We start from the raw sequence: 15,325 nt of genomic DNA on the forward strand, positions 1-15,325 counted from the left end.
GATGGCCTCCGAAAACAAAACACCCTGCGAAAGCGTAGCCCTCGCAGGGTGTTGGGGGTGACCATCTCATTAACCCGTAGCGTTTGCGCGCTACGGGTTTTTCGTTTCTGGCGCCGATTACGACAGTTCGGTCGTGCGTGCCGGCACCTCAGATGCAGACTTTTCCTTGGCAGGCTCGACGGAGCTGACCCCAGCCATTCTCCGCCGCGCGATTTCCGCACCGCGACGACGCAATGGCGTTTCGACAAAACGGTAATTCAACTCGCTGCACACCAACATGATTGCAAACGAGGTCAGCAACATCGGCACGGTGAACTCTGCGCCCAACGCGACACCCCGTTCGCTGGCCACCCGGCTCCAGATCTCGGTGCTCAAGTGGTAGGCGAACATATGCACAACGTACAACGCATACGAGCGCGACCCCAGCCATTGCCCGAGCCCGCTCAAAATGGCCGGGCAGTAGATGTAACCCTTCTGATAACTGGAAAGCCAGACGAGAATCAACGCATTGATTGCGATCAGCCCCACCGCGATCGGCATGGCGATCATCTGACCGGCAATGGCGCCGAGCATGTAAAGCAGGAACAAGGTGAGTGCCAGCCGCTTCAGCAAGCTGGCGCCCAGTACCGTGGGCTCAATGTCCTTGTACAACGATGTGCGTGTGAACAGGCACAGCAAAATGCCCCACATCATCGCATCCAGACGGAACGAGAAAAGCATGCCGGCCAATGGTCCGCCAAACGCATAGCGATTGAAGGGAAATTGCACGGCAATCAGCGCGATCAGGGTGATCACCCGCCAGCGCGTGGAAGTGATCAGCAGCAGGAACAACGGGAAAATGAAGTAGAACTGCTCCTCCAGCGCCAGGCTCCAATACACCGAGTTTGGCCCCAGCAGTACGCCGTACTGGTTCGCCAGGTTGCCCGTGAATGTCGCGACGGCGGTGAAGCTGCGCAGATTATCGAACCACGACTGGAAGGCGTTCGACTGGTTGAAAAAGATTGAAAATGCCAGCGGTATCAGCACCCATAACCAAGCTGTGGGCAGTAGACGATAGGCACGACGAATCCAGAATGAAGTGGCGGCGAGTCCGAAGCGGTTTTGTTCCCGGTTCTTGTCGAAATAGTCCAGATAGGCCTTGCTGACGACAAAGCCTGAAATACAGAAGAACAGATCCACCCCCGACCAAGGGGAATAGACGTTGAACAGCTTCTCCATGAACTCGGCATGGAACGGCAGCAACAGTGAACTGTGGGCCAACACCGTCATCAGGATAGCCACGCCGCGCAGGTACTCGATTTCCTTGTTCTTGCTACTGCTCATCGTTTTCTCTTGTTCTTGTGATGGAACTGACACCCGACGCCGGGGAGCCCGCTCTTGCAAAATGGACGGGCTCGAAAGCGCCGGACCGATCATGGATTGGCTAGCCGTTGCCTTCAAGACTCTATGCGAAACTTTATTGCCCTGAATACAGGGACCGATCAGTCAGTTCACGATCACCGAAAAGCCATCTACACCCGCCCAAACGACGAAGCCCCCGCAATGCGGGGGCTTCGAATCCAAACCGGAAATGGTTCAGCAACTTCAATCAGAACGGGATATCGTCATCGAAGCTGTCGAAATCCGGAGCCGGTTGCGGTGCGGCCTGCTGAGGAGCCGGGGCCGGACGCTGCTGAGGTGCCGACTGCTGCGGACGCGGAGCCTGCTGGCGTGGCGCCTGCTGCTGATAGTTGTTGCCACCGCCTTGTTGGTCGCCCTGTTGTGGACGACCGCCCAGCAGTTGCATGGTGCCTTGCATGTCGACCACGATTTCGGTGGTGTAACGCTTGATACCGTCTTTTTCCCACTCACGGGTTTGCAGCTTGCCTTCGATGTAAACCTGCGAACCCTTGCGCAGGTATTCGCCGGCGATTTCGGCAACCTTGCCGAACATCGATACGCGGTGCCACTCGGTCTTCTCGACCTTCTGACCGGTCTGCTTGTCGGTCCACTGCTCGCTGGTCGCCAGACTCAGGTTGGTCACGGCGTTACCGTTGGGCAGGTAGCGTACTTCGGGATCCTGGCCGCAAGTACCGACCAGAATGACTTTGTTAACCCCACGGGCCATAACGTTCTCCTAGGCTTCGCACGCAGTCTGCGCCGGGTTGTTCACCAGGCGTTCGAGAGTGGTGCGATCCATTAATTCGGTGTCCAGTTTGATGTAGATCGCCGCTTCATCAGCAACTATCACTGCATCAGTTACCCCTACGAGGGCCTTGAGACGCTCGACCAGACCCGCTTCGCGGATCGCTTCGGGCGACAGCGGCAGGCGCAGGCTCGTCACGTAGGGAGGTTCGCGCATGGTAACAGCAAAGGCCAGCCAAAGTGCAGCCAGCCCGGCACATCCGAGGAACACAACCGACAGACCGCCATGCTGGAACATCCAGCCGCCGAGAATCCCGCCGAGTGCCGAACCGAGGAACTGACTGGTGGAGTACACGCCCATGGCCGTGCCTTTGCCACCTGCCGGTGAAACCTTGCTGATCAGCGACGGCAGCGAAGCTTCCAGCAGATTGAACGCGGTGAAGAACACCACCGTCCCGATCACCAGAGCCCGCAGGCTGTCGCCGAACTGCCAGAAGAATAGCTCAGTGAGCATCAGCGTCATCACGGCGCCGAGCAAAACTCGTTTCATTTTGCGTTTCTTCTCGCCGTAGATAATGAACGGGATCATGGCGAAGAACGAAATCAGCAGCGCGGTGAGGTAGACCCACCAGTGCTGTTCCTTGGGCAGACCGGCTTTTTCGACCAGTGCCAGGGGCAGTGCGACGAAGCTCGACATCAACATCGCATGTAACACAAAAATGCCCAGGTCCAGCCGCAGCAGGTCCGGGTGCTTGAGCGTCGGCATCAACGCCTGACGTGCAACGCCGGACTCGCGATGACTCAGCGGCCCGGTGGATTTCGGCACCATGAACATCACGATCACGATGCCCACCAGCGCCATGCCACCGGTGGCGAGGAACAGGCCGGACAAGCCGAACGCACGGGTCAGCAGCGGACCGACCACCATCGCCACAGCGAATGACAGGCCAATGGTCATGCCGATCATGGCCATGGCTTTGGTGCGGTGCTGTTCGCGGGTCAGATCGGAAAGCAAAGCCATGACCGCCGCGGAAATAGCGCCGGCACCCTGCAGGATCCGCCCGGCAATCACGCCCCAGATCGAATCGGCCTGAGCCGCCAGCACGCTGCCGAGGGCGAAGACGATCAGCCCCAGGTAAATCACCGGACGCCGGCCGATGCGGTCGGAAATGATCCCGAACGGAATCTGGAAAATCGCCTGGGTCAGGCCGTAAGCGCCGATCGCCAGCCCGATCAGGGCCGGGGTCGCTCCCGCCAGATCCATGCCGTAGGTCGCCAGTACCGGCAACACCATGAACATGCCAAGCATACGGAAGGCGAACACCAGGGCCAGACCGCTCGCCGCGCGGGTCTCGCTGCCACTCATGCGTTCGCTGTGGGGATCGTGCATGGAAAAACCTCGTGTGAACCGGCGGCGATTCTACCAGTCCCATCGAGAGACGGGGTATATCGCGACGCTTTGACGCGTACAGATGAAACTCTCTTCATGTAAGGCAAAAAACCCTTCACTTGATAGTGTGCATCCATCCAGTATTTGGCCGTATACTCCTGTGTTTTCGACGCCCGCCGAGCGAGGCCATTTTGGACAAGATCCTGATTCGTGGGGCCCGCACCCACAACCTGAAGAACATCGACCTGACCCTGCCACGGGACAAACTGATCGTCATCACCGGCCTGTCCGGATCCGGCAAGTCGTCCCTGGCCTTCGACACGCTGTACGCCGAAGGTCAGCGCCGCTATGTCGAATCCCTGTCGGCCTATGCCCGGCAGTTCCTGTCGATGATGGAAAAACCCGACGTCGACACCATCGAAGGCCTGTCGCCGGCGATCTCCATCGAACAGAAGTCGACCTCGCACAACCCGCGCTCCACGGTCGGCACCATCACCGAAATCTACGACTACCTGCGTCTGCTTTATGCACGCGTCGGTACGCCGCGCTGCCCGGATCACGACATTCCGCTGGAAGCCCAGACCGTCAGCCAGATGGTCGACCTGGTGCTGGCCCAGCCGGAAGGCAGCAAGTTGATGCTGCTGGCGCCGGTGATTCGCGAGCGCAAGGGCGAGCACTTGTCGGTGTTCGAAGAACTGCGCGCCCAGGGCTTCGTCCGGGCCCGGGTCAACGGCCGGCTCTGTGAGCTGGACGAATTGCCGAAGCTGGATAAACAGAAGAAGCACACGATCGAAGTCGTGGTCGACCGCTTCAAGGTTCGCGCCGACCTGCAGCAGCGTCTGGCCGAATCCTTCGAGACCGCGCTGAAGCTGGCCGACGGCATCGCGCTGGTGGCGCCGATGGACGACGAGCCGGGCGAAGAGATGATCTTCTCCGCGCGCTTCGCCTGCCCGATCTGCGGCCACGCGATCAGCGAGCTGGAACCCAAGCTGTTTTCCTTCAACAACCCGGCCGGCGCCTGCCCGACCTGCGACGGTCTGGGGGTGAAGCAGTTCTTCGACATCAAGCGACTGGTCAACGGTGAGCTGACCCTTGCCGAGGGCGCGATCCGCGGCTGGGACCGGCGCAACGTCTATTACTTCCAGATGCTCGGCTCACTGGCCGCGCACTACGGCTTCAGCCTGGAACAGCCGTTCAACGAGCTGCCGGCCGATCAGCAGAAGTACATCCTGCACGGCAGCGGCTCGCAGAACGTCGACTTCAAATACCTCAACGACCGGGGCGACATCGTCAAGCGCTCGCACCCGTTCGAAGGCATCGTGCCGAATCTCGAGCGCCGCTACCGCGAAACCGAATCGGCGAGCGTTCGCGAAGAACTGGCGAAGTTCCTCAGCACCCAGTCCTGCCCGGATTGCCGTGGCACCCGCCTGCGTCGCGAAGCGCGGCACGTGTGGGTCGGCGAGAAAACCCTGCCGGCGGTGACCAACCTGCCGATCGGCGACGCCTGCGATTACTTCGGCGCGCTGAAGATGACCGGGCGCCGTGGCGAAATCGCAGACAAGATTCTCAAGGAGATCCGCGAGCGTCTGCAATTCCTGGTCAATGTCGGTCTCGACTATCTGTCGCTGGATCGCAGTGCCGATACCCTGTCTGGCGGTGAAGCGCAGCGGATTCGTCTGGCCAGCCAGATCGGCGCGGGCCTGGTCGGTGTTCTTTACATCCTCGATGAACCGTCCATTGGTCTGCACCAGCGCGACAACGATCGCCTGCTCGGCACCCTCAAGCACCTGCGCGACATCGGCAACACCGTGATCGTAGTCGAGCACGACGAAGACGCGATCCGTCTCGCTGACTACGTAGTGGATATCGGCCCGGGCGCCGGGGTTCATGGCGGGCAGATCGTCGCCGAAGGCACGCCGGACGAAGTCATGGCGCACCCGGACTCGCTGACCGGTAAGTACCTGTCGGGCCGGGTCAAGATCGAAGTGCCGGCCAAGCGCACGCCGCGCAACAAGAAGCAGGTGCTGTCGCTCAAGGGCGCGCGGGGCAACAACCTGCGCAACGTTGACCTGGAAATCCCGATCGGCCTGCTGACCTGCGTGACCGGCGTTTCCGGCTCCGGCAAATCGACGCTGATCAACAACACGCTGTTCCCGCTGAGCGCCACGGCACTCAATGGCGCGACCACCCTGGAAGCGGCAGCCCACGACAGCATCAAGGGCCTGGAGCATCTGGACAAGGTCGTCGACATCGACCAGAGCCCGATCGGCCGTACGCCGCGCTCCAACCCGGCGACCTATACCGGGCTGTTCACGCCGATCCGCGAACTGTTTGCCGGAGTCCCCGAGTCCCGCTCCCGTGGTTACGGCCCGGGGCGCTTCTCGTTCAACGTCAAGGGCGGTCGTTGCGAAGCCTGCCAGGGCGACGGTCTGATCAAGGTGGAAATGCACTTCCTGCCGGACATCTACGTCCCGTGCGACGTGTGCAAGAGCAAGCGCTACAACCGCGAAACCCTGGAGATCAAATACAAGGGCAAGAGCATCCACGAAACCCTCGAGATGACCATCGAGGAAGCGCGGGAGTTCTTCGACGCGGTGCCGGCGCTGGCGCGCAAGCTGCAAACGCTGATGGATGTGGGCCTGTCGTACATCAAGCTCGGGCAGTCGGCGACCACGCTGTCCGGTGGTGAGGCCCAGCGGGTCAAGTTGTCTCGCGAGCTGTCCAAGCGCGATACCGGCAAGACCCTGTATATCCTCGACGAGCCGACCACCGGTCTGCACTTCGCGGATATCCAGCAATTGCTCGACGTACTGCATCGCCTGCGCGACCACGGCAACACCGTGGTGGTGATCGAGCACAACCTCGACGTGATCAAGACGGCCGACTGGCTGGTGGATCTCGGCCCCGAGGGTGGTTCGAAAGGTGGCCAGATCATCGCCACCGGTACGCCGGAGGAAGTGGCCGAGATGAAACAGTCTCACACCGGCCATTACCTCAAGCCGCTGTTGATCCGCGATCGGGCCTGATCGCCGGGCATGAAAAAGCCCCTGTCACTTCATCAGTGACAGGGGCTTTTTTTTGGTTCTTCACGGAATCCCGGGAAACACAGAAACAAGAACGCCGATTTGATTGATGATGTTCGTGCGAGCAAACACATCTAACAAACCGGCGTTCTTATGCGCGATATTAATACTTTCCTTCCTTTTTGGGAGGGCTTTTCTGTCGTCAACATCAAGCCTGATGGTGACGCCCTCCAGATCGATCTAGCCCCCCACGCCACCCGATTCCCTTCCTGTGGCAGCTGCCAAAAAACCTGTTCAACCACTCATGAGTATTGCGAGCGAGTCGTTCGTGATTTGCCCATTCTTGGCCGTGCGGTACGCCTCAACGTTTTGCTCAGGCGAGTTGGCTGCCGCGATTGTGGCAAACGCATGGAGGCCGTCAGTTGGCTGGATCGCTATGCGCGTATGACGCGCCGCTTGGCCGATGCGGTTATTCAGGCTTGCGAGCGCCTTCCCACCCTGCACGTGGCCCAAATGTTTGGTCTGCATTGGGGCACGGTTAGATTGCTGGAGCGTCGCGCCTTGCAGGCGGTATTGAGCGAACTGCCGAAGGCGCAACCACGACGTTTGGTGATGGATGAATTCGCGCTGTTCAAAGGACATCGCTACGCCAGCGTTGTGCTCGATGCCGACACACGACGGGTTCTGTGGATCGGCGAAGGCCGCAGTCGGGCGGCGGTCAGACCGTTCTTCGAAGAGCTTGGGCCAGAAGGTTGCGCCAAAATCGAGGCGGTGGCGATGGACATGAACACCGCTTTTGACCTGGAAGTTCGTCAGCACTGCCCGAAAGCACGAGTGGTCTACGACCTGTTTCACGTAGTGGCCAAATACGGCCGAGAGGTCATTGACCGGGTCCGCGTCGACGAAGCCAACCGGCTACGTCACGACAAGCCGTCTCGCAAGGTCATCAAACAAGCGCGATGGCTGTTGCTGCGCAATCCGCAGAATCTGAAAACACCTGAACAAGAGGTTCACTTGCAGGATTTATTGGCAGCCAACCAATCACTGATGACGGTCTATTTGCTGAAGGCTGAACTCAAAATACTCTGGGCACCGAGTACCGCCTGGGCCTGGAGATCGGCCTGGAAGCAGTGGCTGCGCCATGCTCATGAAAGCGAAATTCCGGCCCTGATCCAGTTTGCCAAACGGCTAAAAGGTTACTGGCGGGGCATCGTGAGTCGGGTTCGCTGGCCGATGCACACCGGTCAGTTGGAAGGAATAAACAATCGAATAAAGGTCATCAAGCGGATGGCGTACGGTTACCGGGATAGCGAATTCTTTTTCATGAAGATCAAGAGCGTCTTTCCCGGTAATCCGTGAAGAACCTTTTTTGTACCGGCTGCAATCAGGACGCGTGGGACTGCAGGTAGTTCTGGATACCGATCAGTTTGATCAGGCCCAACTGCTTTTCAAGCCAGTAGGTGTGATCTTCTTCGGTGTCATGCAACTGAAGCTTGAGGATATCGCGGCTTACATAGTCGCCATTCTTTTCACACAACTCGATGCCTTTGCACAGTGCAGCACGAACCTTGTACTCAAGGCGCAGATCCGCTTCGAGCATGGTCTCTACCGTGGTCCCAACATCCAGGTCATCCGGGCGCATGCGCGGAGTGCCTTCGAGCATCAGAATCCGGCGCATCAGCGCGTCAGCGTGACCGGCCTCTTCTTCCATCTCGTGGTTGATTCGTTCGTAGAGCTTGGTGAATCCCCAGTCCTCATACATCCGCGAGTGAACGAAATATTGGTCACGCGCGGCCAGTTCGCCGGTCAGCAACGTGTTGAGGTAATCGATAACGTCTGGGTGGCCTTGCATCGCCCTACATCTCCCTGCTTGAAAGTCTGTAGTTTGAACCAACCTGACTGGAAGGTCACTCACTTCGCGCAATAAAAGCGAAGATATTCTGAGAAAAGCAGCCTAAATAACGCAAAAACCGCCCGAATGAGGGCGGTTCTGCTTCTCGTTTAGACTTCGTTAAGCTGTACGTTGAGCAGCTTTGCGATTGCTTCTCCATACGCCTGATCGGCCTTGTGGAAATGCTGCAACTGACGGTCGACGACATCACTCGACACACCGGCCATCGCACCGGCGATATTGCTGACGAGCAATGCTTTCTGTTCGTCGCTCATCAAGCGGAACAGCGCACCAGCGTGGCTGTAGTAGTCAGTGTCTTCACGGTGATCGTAGCGATCAGCCGCGCCGTTCAGAGCCAGTGCAGGCTCGGCATAGTGCGGGACTTGTTTCGGCGACTCTACGTAGCTGTTCGGCTCGTAGTTCGGCGCTGCGCCACCGTTGCTGCCGAATGCCATCGAACCGTCACGCTGGTAAGTATTCACCGGGCTGCGCGGAGCGTTCACCGGCAGCTGCTGGTGGTTGGTGCCTACGCGGTAGCGGTGGGCATCGGCGTATGCGAATACACGACCTTGCAGCATGCGATCCGGCGAAAGACCTACGCCAGGCACCATGTTGCTTGGACCGAACGCAGCTTGCTCGACTTCAGCAAAGTAGTTGAGCGGATTACGGTTCAGTTCCAGCTCACCCACTTCAATCAGCGGGAACTCCTTCTGCGACCAGGTTTTGGTCACGTCGAACGGGTTCTCGTAGTGAGCAGCAGCCTGGGCCTCGGTCATGATCTGGATGCACACGCTCCATTTCGGGAAGTCACCACGCTCGATGGCTTCGAACAGATCACGCTGGGCGTAATCGGGATCCGTGCCCGCCAAACGTGCCGCGTCTGCCGGCGCGAGGTTCTTGATCCCTTGCTTGGTCTTGTAGTGCCACTTCACCCAGTGACGCTCGCCTTGAGCGCTGATCAAGCTGTAGGTATGGCTGCCGAAACCGTGCATGTGGCGATAGCCGTCCGGAATGCCGCGATCGGAGAACAGGATCGTGACCTGGTGCAGTGCTTCAGGCGAATGCGACCAGAAGTCCCACATCATCTGCGCGCTTTTCAGATTGCTTTGCGGCAGGCGTTTCTGGGTGTGGATAAAGTCAGGGAATTTCAGCGGATCGCGAATGAAAAACACCGGCGTGTTGTTGCCGACGATGTCCCAGTTGCCTTCTTCGGTATAGAACTTGAGGGCGAAGCCACGCGGATCGCGCTCGGTGTCGGCCGAACCACGCTCACCACCGACCGTTGAAAAACGCAGGAAGGTCGGCGTCTGTTTGCCGACAGCAGAGAACAGCTTGGCGCTGGTGTACTGCGTAATGTCGCGAGTGACCGTGAACGTACCGTATGCGCCCGAACCCTTGGCGTGCACACGACGCTCAGGGATGTTTTCTCGGTTGAAGTGAGCAAGCTTCTCGATCAGGTGGAAATCATCGAGCAGCAACGGGCCACGAGGGCCGGCGGAGCGAGAGTTCTGGTTATCAGCGACAGGTGCGCCACTGGCGGTCGTAAGCGTCTTGTTCTGGCTCATGCGATCTTCTTCCTCTATCGGTCTTGAACTGCCGGCTAATCGGCTTGTTGGGGAGTATCGATCATCAATATGACAGTCACAAATTCATTAACTTATGGTCATCAATAGATAAAAACTAACGATAAGCCCCCGCATATAGTGCAGACACGAACAGGGTAGAAGCTTGTACGAACAGTGCATTTCTTACAGGCACAAAAAACCGGGCACTAGGCCCGGTTCCTTGTTTCAGACTGATGTCTTACTCAGCGGATACAGCTTCACCGCCGACAGCACGATCAACCAGTTCGACGTACGCCATAGGCGCGTTGTCGCCAGCGCGGAAACCGCACTTGAGGATGCGCAGGTAGCCACCCTCACGGGTAGCGTAACGCTTGCCCAGGTCGTTGAAGAGCTTACCAACGATAGCTTTCGAACGAGTACGGTCGAAAGCCAGACGACGGTTAGCAACGCTGTCTGTCTTGGCCAGAGTGATCAGCGGCTCGGCAACGCGGCGCAGTTCTTTGGCTTTTGGCAGAGTAGTTTTGATCAGCTCGTGCTCGAACAGCGACACCGCCATGTTCTGGAACATGGCCTTGCGGTGCGAGCTGGTGCGGCTCAGGTGACGCCCACTTTTACGATGACGCATGGTTCATTCCTTACCAAACACTACGTTCGGTGATTACGACGATCAGGCAGTCGCCTTGTCGTCCTTCTTAAGACTTGCAGGCGGCCAGTTGTCGAGGCGCATGCCGAGGGACAGACCGCGGGAGGCCAGAACGTCCTTGATTTCAGTCAAGGATTTCTTGCCCAGGTTCGGAGTCTTCAACAGCTCTACTTCGGTACGCTGAATCAGGTCGCCGATGTAGTAGATGTTTTCCGCCTTAAGGCAGTTAGCCGAACGTACAGTCAGTTCCAGATCGTCAACCGGGCGAAGCAGGATCGGATCGATCTCGTCTTCCTGCTCGACAACCACTGGCTCACTGTCACCTTTGAGGTCGACGAACGCAGCCAACTGCTGTTGCAGAATGGTTGCAGCACGGCGAATAGCCTCTTCAGGATCAAGAGTACCGTTGGTTTCCAGATCAATAACCAGCTTGTCCAGGTTAGTACGCTGCTCGACACGGGCGTTTTCCACCACATATGCGATACGGCGAACCGGGCTGAACGAAGAGTCGAGCTGCAAGCGACCGATGCTGCGGCTTTCGTCTTCATCGCTCTGACGCGAGTCGGCTGGTTCATAACCACGACCACGAGCTACGGTGAGCTTCATGTTCAGGGCGCCGTTAGACGCCAGGTTAGCGATTACGTGATCGGGATTAACGATCTCGACATCATGATCCAGCTGAATATCGGCAGCGGTAACCACCCCCGAACCCTTCTTCGACAAGGTCAGCGTAACTTCGTCACGACCGTGCAGCTTGATGGCCAGACCTTTAAGGTTCAACAGGATTTCAATTACGTCTTCCTGTACACCTTCGATGGCGCTGTACTCGTGGAGCACACCGTCAATCTCGGCCTCGACTACTGCGCAGCCGGGCATTGAGGACAACAGGATGCGGCGCAGCGCGTTGCCCAGGGTGTGGCCAAAACCACGCTCGAGAGGCTCGAGAGTGATCTTGGCGCGGGTTGGACTGACAACCTGCACGTCAATGTGACGGGGTGTCAGGAACTCATTTACCGAAATCTGCATGGATGCACCTATTTTCTAGCCCTTACTTACTTGGAGTAGAGCTCGACAATCAGGCTTTCGTTGATGTCGGCGGACAGATCACTGCGAGCAGGAACGTTCTTGAAAACGCCCGACTTCTTCTCAGCATCTACCTCTACCCATTCTACGCGACCACGTTGGGCGCACAGCTCGAGAGCTTGGACAATGCGAAGTTGGTTCTTTGCCTTCTCGCGAACAGCAACCACGTCACCAGCACGAACCTGGTAGGACGGAACGTTTACGGTCTGACCGTTAACGCTGATCGACTTGTGCGATACCAGCTGACGGGATTCGGCACGAGTCGAACCGAAACCCATACGGTATACAACGTTGTCCAGACGGCATTCGAGCAGTTGCAGCAGGTTTTCACCGGTTGCACCTTTCTTGCTGGCAGCAGCCTTGTAGTAGCCGCTGAACTGACGCTCGAGAACGCCGTAGATACGACGAACCTTTTGCTTTTCGCGCAGTTGGGTGCCGTAGTCGGACTGGCGACCGCGGCGTTGGCCGTGGATACCAGGTGCTGCTTCAATGTTGCACTTCGATTCGATCGCGCGCACGCCGCTCTTCAGGAAGAGATCGGTGCCTTCACGACGAGCGAGTTTGCATTTTGGACCAATGTAACGAGCCATTCTTTACAATCTCCTGGATTACACGCGGCGCTTCTTCGGCGGACGGCACCCGTTGTGCGGGATTGGCGTCACGTCGGTGATGCTGGCGATCTTGTAGCCACAGCCGTTCAAAGCGCGGACTGCGGATTCACGACCTGGACCTGGGCCCTTGACGTTCACGTCGAGGTTTTTCAGGCCGTATTCCAGCGCAGCTTGACCAGCACGTTCAGCAGCTACTTGAGCAGCAAACGGGGTGGACTTGCGGGAACCGCGGAAACCCGAACCACCGGAGGTAGCCCAGGAAAGAGCGTTACCTTGACGGTCGGTGATGGTCACGATGGTGTTGTTAAAAGAAGCATGGATGTGGGCGATGCCATCAACCACTGTCTTTTTAACTTTTTTACGAGGACGAGCAGCAGGTTTTGCCATGATTAAATTCCTGTCGATTCGCTGGGGCGATTACTTGCGGATCGGCTTACGCGGACCTTTACGGGTACGCGCGTTGGTCTTGGTACGCTGACCGCGTACTGGCAGACCACGACGATGACGCAGACCGCGATAGCAACCGAGGTCCATCAAGCGCTTGATTTTCATGTTGATTTCGCGACGCAGGTCACCTTCAGTGGTGAACTTCGCCACTTCGCCACGCAGCTGTTCAATCTGCTCGTCGCTCAGATCCTTGATCTTTGCGGCTGGGTTTACCCCAGTCTCTGCACAGATCTTCTGTGCAGTAGTGCGACCAACACCATAGATGTAGGTCAGCGAGATAACAGTATGCTTGTTATCTGGAATGTTAACGCCTGCAATACGGGCCATTCAGTGGGACTCCAATTGACAGCTACCTACGCCCCGGAAGCCAAGAAATAGGGCGCGAGATAATATCGCTGTAATAACAAATAATCAACCCGGTAGCGCACTAGCTACCGGGCTTGAAGCACAATCACACTCAGCCTTGGCGCTGTTTGTGACGCGGTTCCGCGCTGCAAATTACTCGAACAACACCTTCGCGGCGAATAATCTTGCAGTTACGGCACAGCTTTTTCACCGATGCACGAACTTTCATCACCAACTCCTCGAACCTTATGGGTACTCAGCGCAACATGCCGCTGCCGTAACCCTTCAGGTTGGCTTTCTTCATCAGGGATTCGTACTGGTGCGAAACGAGGTGCGATTGTACTTGGGACATGAAGTCCATCACAACCACGACCACGATCAGCAACGAGGTCCCGCCAAGGTAGAACGGAACGTTTGCTGCAACCACCAGGAACTGGGGCAACAGGCACACGGCCGTCATGTAAAGAGCACCGAACATGGTCAAGCGAGTCAAAACGCCATCAATATAGCGTGCGGACTGCTCACCTGGACGGATGCCCGGAATAAAGGCACCGGACTTCTTCAGGTTTTCCGCTACGTCTTTCGGATTGAACATCAACGCCGTATAGAAGAAGCAGAAGAAAATAATCCCTGCACTAAACAGCAGAATATTCAACGGCTGACCAGGAGCGATCGACTGCGAGATGTCCTGCAACCAGCCCATACCTTCAGACTGACCGAACCAGGCACCCAACGAAGCCGGGAACAGCAAAATGCTGCTCGCGAAAATAGCCGGAATAACACCGGCCATGTTCACCTTCAGCGGCAAGTGGCTTGTTTGCGCAGCAAAAACCTTGCGGCCCTGCTGACGCTTGGCGTAGTGAACAGCGATACGACGCTGACCACGCTCAATGAACACCACGAAACCGATAATCGCTACTGCCAGCAAACCGATGGCAACCAAAGCGAAGATGTTGATATCGCCCTGACGCGCAGACTCGAAAGACTGCCCGATTGCTCTCGGAAGACCGGCGACGATACCCGAAAAAATCAACATCGAGATACCGTTGCCTACACCACGCTCAGTAATCTGCTCACCCAGCCACATCATGAACATCGCGCCAGCCACAAACGTGGAGACCGCGACGAAATGGAAGCCAAAGTCACCAGTGAACGCAACGCCCTGCCCCGCCAGACCAATGGACATGCCAATGGCCTGAACGAGAGCGAGGACGACGGTGCCGTAGCGGGTGTACTGGCTGATCTTGCGACGGCCAGCTTCACCTTCCTTCTTCAACTGCTCCAGCTGCGGGCTGACGGCGGTCATCAGCTGCATGATGATCGATGCCGAAATGTACGGCATGATCCCCAGTGCAAAGATGCTCATCCGCTCCAGCGCGCCGCCGGAAAACATGTTGAACAAGCTAAGAATGGTCCCCTCATTCTGTCGAAACAGGTCTGCGAGTCGGTCCGGGTTGATACCTGGAACCGGGATGTGTGCGCCTATTCGGTAGACGATAATCGCCAGGAACAGAAAACGCAGACGAGCCCAAAGTTCAGACATACCGCCTTTGCCGAGCGCAGAGAGAGCACCTTGCTTAGCCATTTATTCCTCGAACTTGCCGCCAGCTGCTTCGATAGCCGCACGCGCACCTTTGGTGGCGCCGATTCCCTTGCCGATAGTGACAGCGCGAGTCACTTCACCGGACAGCATGATTTTCACACGCTGTACGTTGACGTTGATCACGTTGGCATCTTTCAGGGACTGCACGGTGACGATGTCGCCTTCCACTTTAGCCAGCTCGGACAGACGCACTTCTGCGCGGTCCATGGCTTTCAGGGAAACGAAACCGAACTTCGGCAGGCGACGATGCAGCGGCTGTTGACCGCCTTCAAAGCCTGGAGCAATGGTGCCACCGGAGCGGGAAGTCTGACCTTTGTGACCACGGCCACCAGTCTTACCCAAACCACTACCGATACCACGGCCCGGACGATGCTTTTCGCGACGGGAACCCGGCGCTGGACTCAGATCATTGAGTTTCATCGATTAACCCTCGACACGCAGCATGTAGTAAGCCTTGTTGATCATCCCGCGATTCTCGGGAGTATCCTGGACTTCTACAGTGTGACCGATGCGACGCAGACCCAGACCCTTAACGCACAGTTTGTGGTTAGGGATGCGGCCGGTCATGCTTTTGATCAGCGTAACTTTAACGGTAGCCAT

Annotated in this window: 16 protein-coding genes; 2 read left to right on the top strand and 14 right to left on the bottom strand. The window is 57.5% G+C overall.

The window, feature by feature from the left end; genetic code table 11:
* Window positions 1–117: 117 nt before the first annotated feature.
* The 3 genes from AC1RT4_RS28670 to AC1RT4_RS28680 all read right to left on the bottom strand — a co-directional run bounded on the left by AC1RT4_RS28670 (window position 118) and on the right by AC1RT4_RS28680 (window position 3,514).
* Window positions 118–1,323, bottom strand: a complete 1,206-nt coding sequence (locus AC1RT4_RS28670) for an acyltransferase family protein (protein ID WP_493089497.1) — start codon at window positions 1,321–1,323, stop codon at window positions 118–120.
* A 265-nt stretch (window positions 1,324–1,588) separates the two neighbouring features.
* Window positions 1,589–2,107: a single-stranded DNA-binding protein gene (locus AC1RT4_RS28675; RefSeq protein ID WP_007966163.1), complete on the bottom strand. Its 519-nt coding sequence runs from the start codon at window positions 2,105–2,107 to the stop codon at window positions 1,589–1,591.
* A gap of 9 nt (window positions 2,108–2,116) precedes the next feature.
* Complete coding sequence (locus AC1RT4_RS28680; RefSeq protein ID WP_007955631.1) at window positions 2,117–3,514, bottom strand: MFS transporter; 1,398 nt, start codon at window positions 3,512–3,514, stop codon at window positions 2,117–2,119.
* A 191-nt stretch (window positions 3,515–3,705) separates the two neighbouring features.
* Between AC1RT4_RS28680 and uvrA the strand changes: the two genes are divergently transcribed.
* Together uvrA and AC1RT4_RS28690 are read left to right on the top strand one after the other, a co-directional pair.
* A complete protein-coding gene (gene uvrA / locus AC1RT4_RS28685; RefSeq protein ID WP_115079381.1) occupies window positions 3,706–6,540 on the top strand; it encodes an excinuclease ABC subunit UvrA in 2,835 nt (944 codons plus the stop codon).
* Between the two features lie 150 nt (window positions 6,541–6,690).
* Window positions 6,691–7,896, top strand: coding sequence for an ISL3 family transposase (locus AC1RT4_RS28690; protein ID WP_493089500.1), 1,206 nt, complete (start codon window positions 6,691–6,693; stop codon window positions 7,894–7,896).
* 25 nt (window positions 7,897–7,921) lie between these two features.
* Here the strand turns inward: AC1RT4_RS28690 and bfr are convergent, their stop codons facing one another.
* The 11 genes from bfr to rpmD form a co-directional block, all read right to left on the bottom strand.
* Window positions 7,922–8,389 (bottom strand): bacterioferritin, encoded by a 468-nt coding sequence (gene bfr, locus AC1RT4_RS28695; RefSeq protein WP_007955633.1) that lies wholly within the window; start codon window positions 8,387–8,389, stop codon window positions 7,922–7,924.
* 149 nt (window positions 8,390–8,538) lie between these two features.
* The gene (locus tag AC1RT4_RS28700; protein ID WP_493089503.1) at window positions 8,539–9,993 is read right to left on the bottom strand and encodes a catalase; all 1,455 of its coding nucleotides are present in this window, start codon (window positions 9,991–9,993) and stop codon (window positions 8,539–8,541) included.
* 238 nt (window positions 9,994–10,231) lie between these two features.
* Window positions 10,232–10,618 carry a 50S ribosomal protein L17 gene (rplQ, locus tag AC1RT4_RS28705; protein WP_007955635.1) on the bottom strand — a complete coding sequence of 129 codons (387 nt, stop codon included), beginning with the start codon at window positions 10,616–10,618 and terminating at the stop codon, window positions 10,232–10,234.
* A 42-nt stretch (window positions 10,619–10,660) separates the two neighbouring features.
* Window positions 10,661–11,662, bottom strand: coding sequence for a DNA-directed RNA polymerase subunit alpha (locus tag AC1RT4_RS28710; RefSeq protein WP_003186012.1), 1,002 nt, complete (start codon window positions 11,660–11,662; stop codon window positions 10,661–10,663).
* Window positions 11,663–11,688: 26 nt separating this feature from the next.
* Window positions 11,689–12,309, bottom strand: coding sequence for a 30S ribosomal protein S4 (gene rpsD, locus AC1RT4_RS28715; protein WP_011336168.1), 621 nt, complete (start codon window positions 12,307–12,309; stop codon window positions 11,689–11,691).
* Window positions 12,310–12,327: 18 nt separating this feature from the next.
* Window positions 12,328–12,717, bottom strand: coding sequence for a 30S ribosomal protein S11 (rpsK, locus tag AC1RT4_RS28720; protein ID WP_002555466.1), 390 nt, complete (start codon window positions 12,715–12,717; stop codon window positions 12,328–12,330).
* Between the two features lie 30 nt (window positions 12,718–12,747).
* Window positions 12,748–13,104, bottom strand: coding sequence for a 30S ribosomal protein S13 (gene rpsM / locus AC1RT4_RS28725; RefSeq protein ID WP_009045849.1), 357 nt, complete (start codon window positions 13,102–13,104; stop codon window positions 12,748–12,750).
* A 130-nt stretch (window positions 13,105–13,234) separates the two neighbouring features.
* Entirely contained in the window at window positions 13,235–13,351 is a 117-nt protein-coding gene (gene rpmJ / locus AC1RT4_RS28730) for a 50S ribosomal protein L36 (RefSeq protein WP_002555468.1), read from the bottom strand.
* 27 nt (window positions 13,352–13,378) lie between these two features.
* The gene (gene secY, locus AC1RT4_RS28735) at window positions 13,379–14,707 is read right to left on the bottom strand and encodes a preprotein translocase subunit SecY (protein ID WP_003228718.1); all 1,329 of its coding nucleotides are present in this window, start codon (window positions 14,705–14,707) and stop codon (window positions 13,379–13,381) included.
* A complete protein-coding gene (gene rplO, locus AC1RT4_RS28740) occupies window positions 14,708–15,145 on the bottom strand; it encodes a 50S ribosomal protein L15 (RefSeq protein WP_003228720.1) in 438 nt (145 codons plus the stop codon).
* Between the two features lie 3 nt (window positions 15,146–15,148).
* Window positions 15,149–15,325: a 50S ribosomal protein L30 gene (gene rpmD / locus AC1RT4_RS28745; RefSeq protein WP_003176408.1), complete on the bottom strand. Its 177-nt coding sequence runs from the start codon at window positions 15,323–15,325 to the stop codon at window positions 15,149–15,151.

It is taken from the genome of Pseudomonas sp. GW821-FHT11D10, assembly GCF_058808435.1.

What these genes read in the sequence shown, in the direction of transcription:
- AC1RT4_RS28670 (WP_493089497.1), bottom strand. Translation starts at nt 1,323, where the DNA reads ATGAGCAGTAGCAAGAACAAGGAAATCGAGTACCTGCGCGGCGTGGCT.
- AC1RT4_RS28675 (WP_007966163.1), bottom strand. Translation starts at nt 2,107, where the DNA reads ATGGCCCGTGGGGTTAACAAAGTCATTCTGGTCGGTACTTGCGGCCAG.
- AC1RT4_RS28680 (WP_007955631.1), bottom strand. Translation starts at nt 3,514, where the DNA reads ATGCACGATCCCCACAGCGAACGCATGAGTGGCAGCGAGACCCGCGCG.
- AC1RT4_RS28690 (WP_493089500.1), top strand. Translation starts at nt 6,691, where the DNA reads ATGCGCGATATTAATACTTTCCTTCCTTTTTGGGAGGGCTTTTCTGTC.
- bfr (WP_007955633.1), bottom strand. Translation starts at nt 8,389, where the DNA reads ATGCAAGGCCACCCAGACGTTATCGATTACCTCAACACGTTGCTGACC.
- AC1RT4_RS28700 (WP_493089503.1), bottom strand. Translation starts at nt 9,993, where the DNA reads ATGAGCCAGAACAAGACGCTTACGACCGCCAGTGGCGCACCTGTCGCT.
- rplQ (WP_007955635.1), bottom strand. Translation starts at nt 10,618, where the DNA reads ATGCGTCATCGTAAAAGTGGGCGTCACCTGAGCCGCACCAGCTCGCAC.
- AC1RT4_RS28710 (WP_003186012.1), bottom strand. Translation starts at nt 11,662, where the DNA reads ATGCAGATTTCGGTAAATGAGTTCCTGACACCCCGTCACATTGACGTG.
- rpsD (WP_011336168.1), bottom strand. Translation starts at nt 12,309, where the DNA reads ATGGCTCGTTACATTGGTCCAAAATGCAAACTCGCTCGTCGTGAAGGC.
- rpsK (WP_002555466.1), bottom strand. Translation starts at nt 12,717, where the DNA reads ATGGCAAAACCTGCTGCTCGTCCTCGTAAAAAAGTTAAAAAGACAGTG.
- rpsM (WP_009045849.1), bottom strand. Translation starts at nt 13,104, where the DNA reads ATGGCCCGTATTGCAGGCGTTAACATTCCAGATAACAAGCATACTGTT.
- rpmJ (WP_002555468.1), bottom strand. Translation starts at nt 13,351, where the DNA reads ATGAAAGTTCGTGCATCGGTGAAAAAGCTGTGCCGTAACTGCAAGATT.
- secY (WP_003228718.1), bottom strand. Translation starts at nt 14,707, where the DNA reads ATGGCTAAGCAAGGTGCTCTCTCTGCGCTCGGCAAAGGCGGTATGTCT.
- rplO (WP_003228720.1), bottom strand. Translation starts at nt 15,145, where the DNA reads ATGAAACTCAATGATCTGAGTCCAGCGCCGGGTTCCCGTCGCGAAAAG.
- rpmD (WP_003176408.1), bottom strand. Translation starts at nt 15,325, where the DNA reads ATGGCTACCGTTAAAGTTACGCTGATCAAAAGCATGACCGGCCGCATC.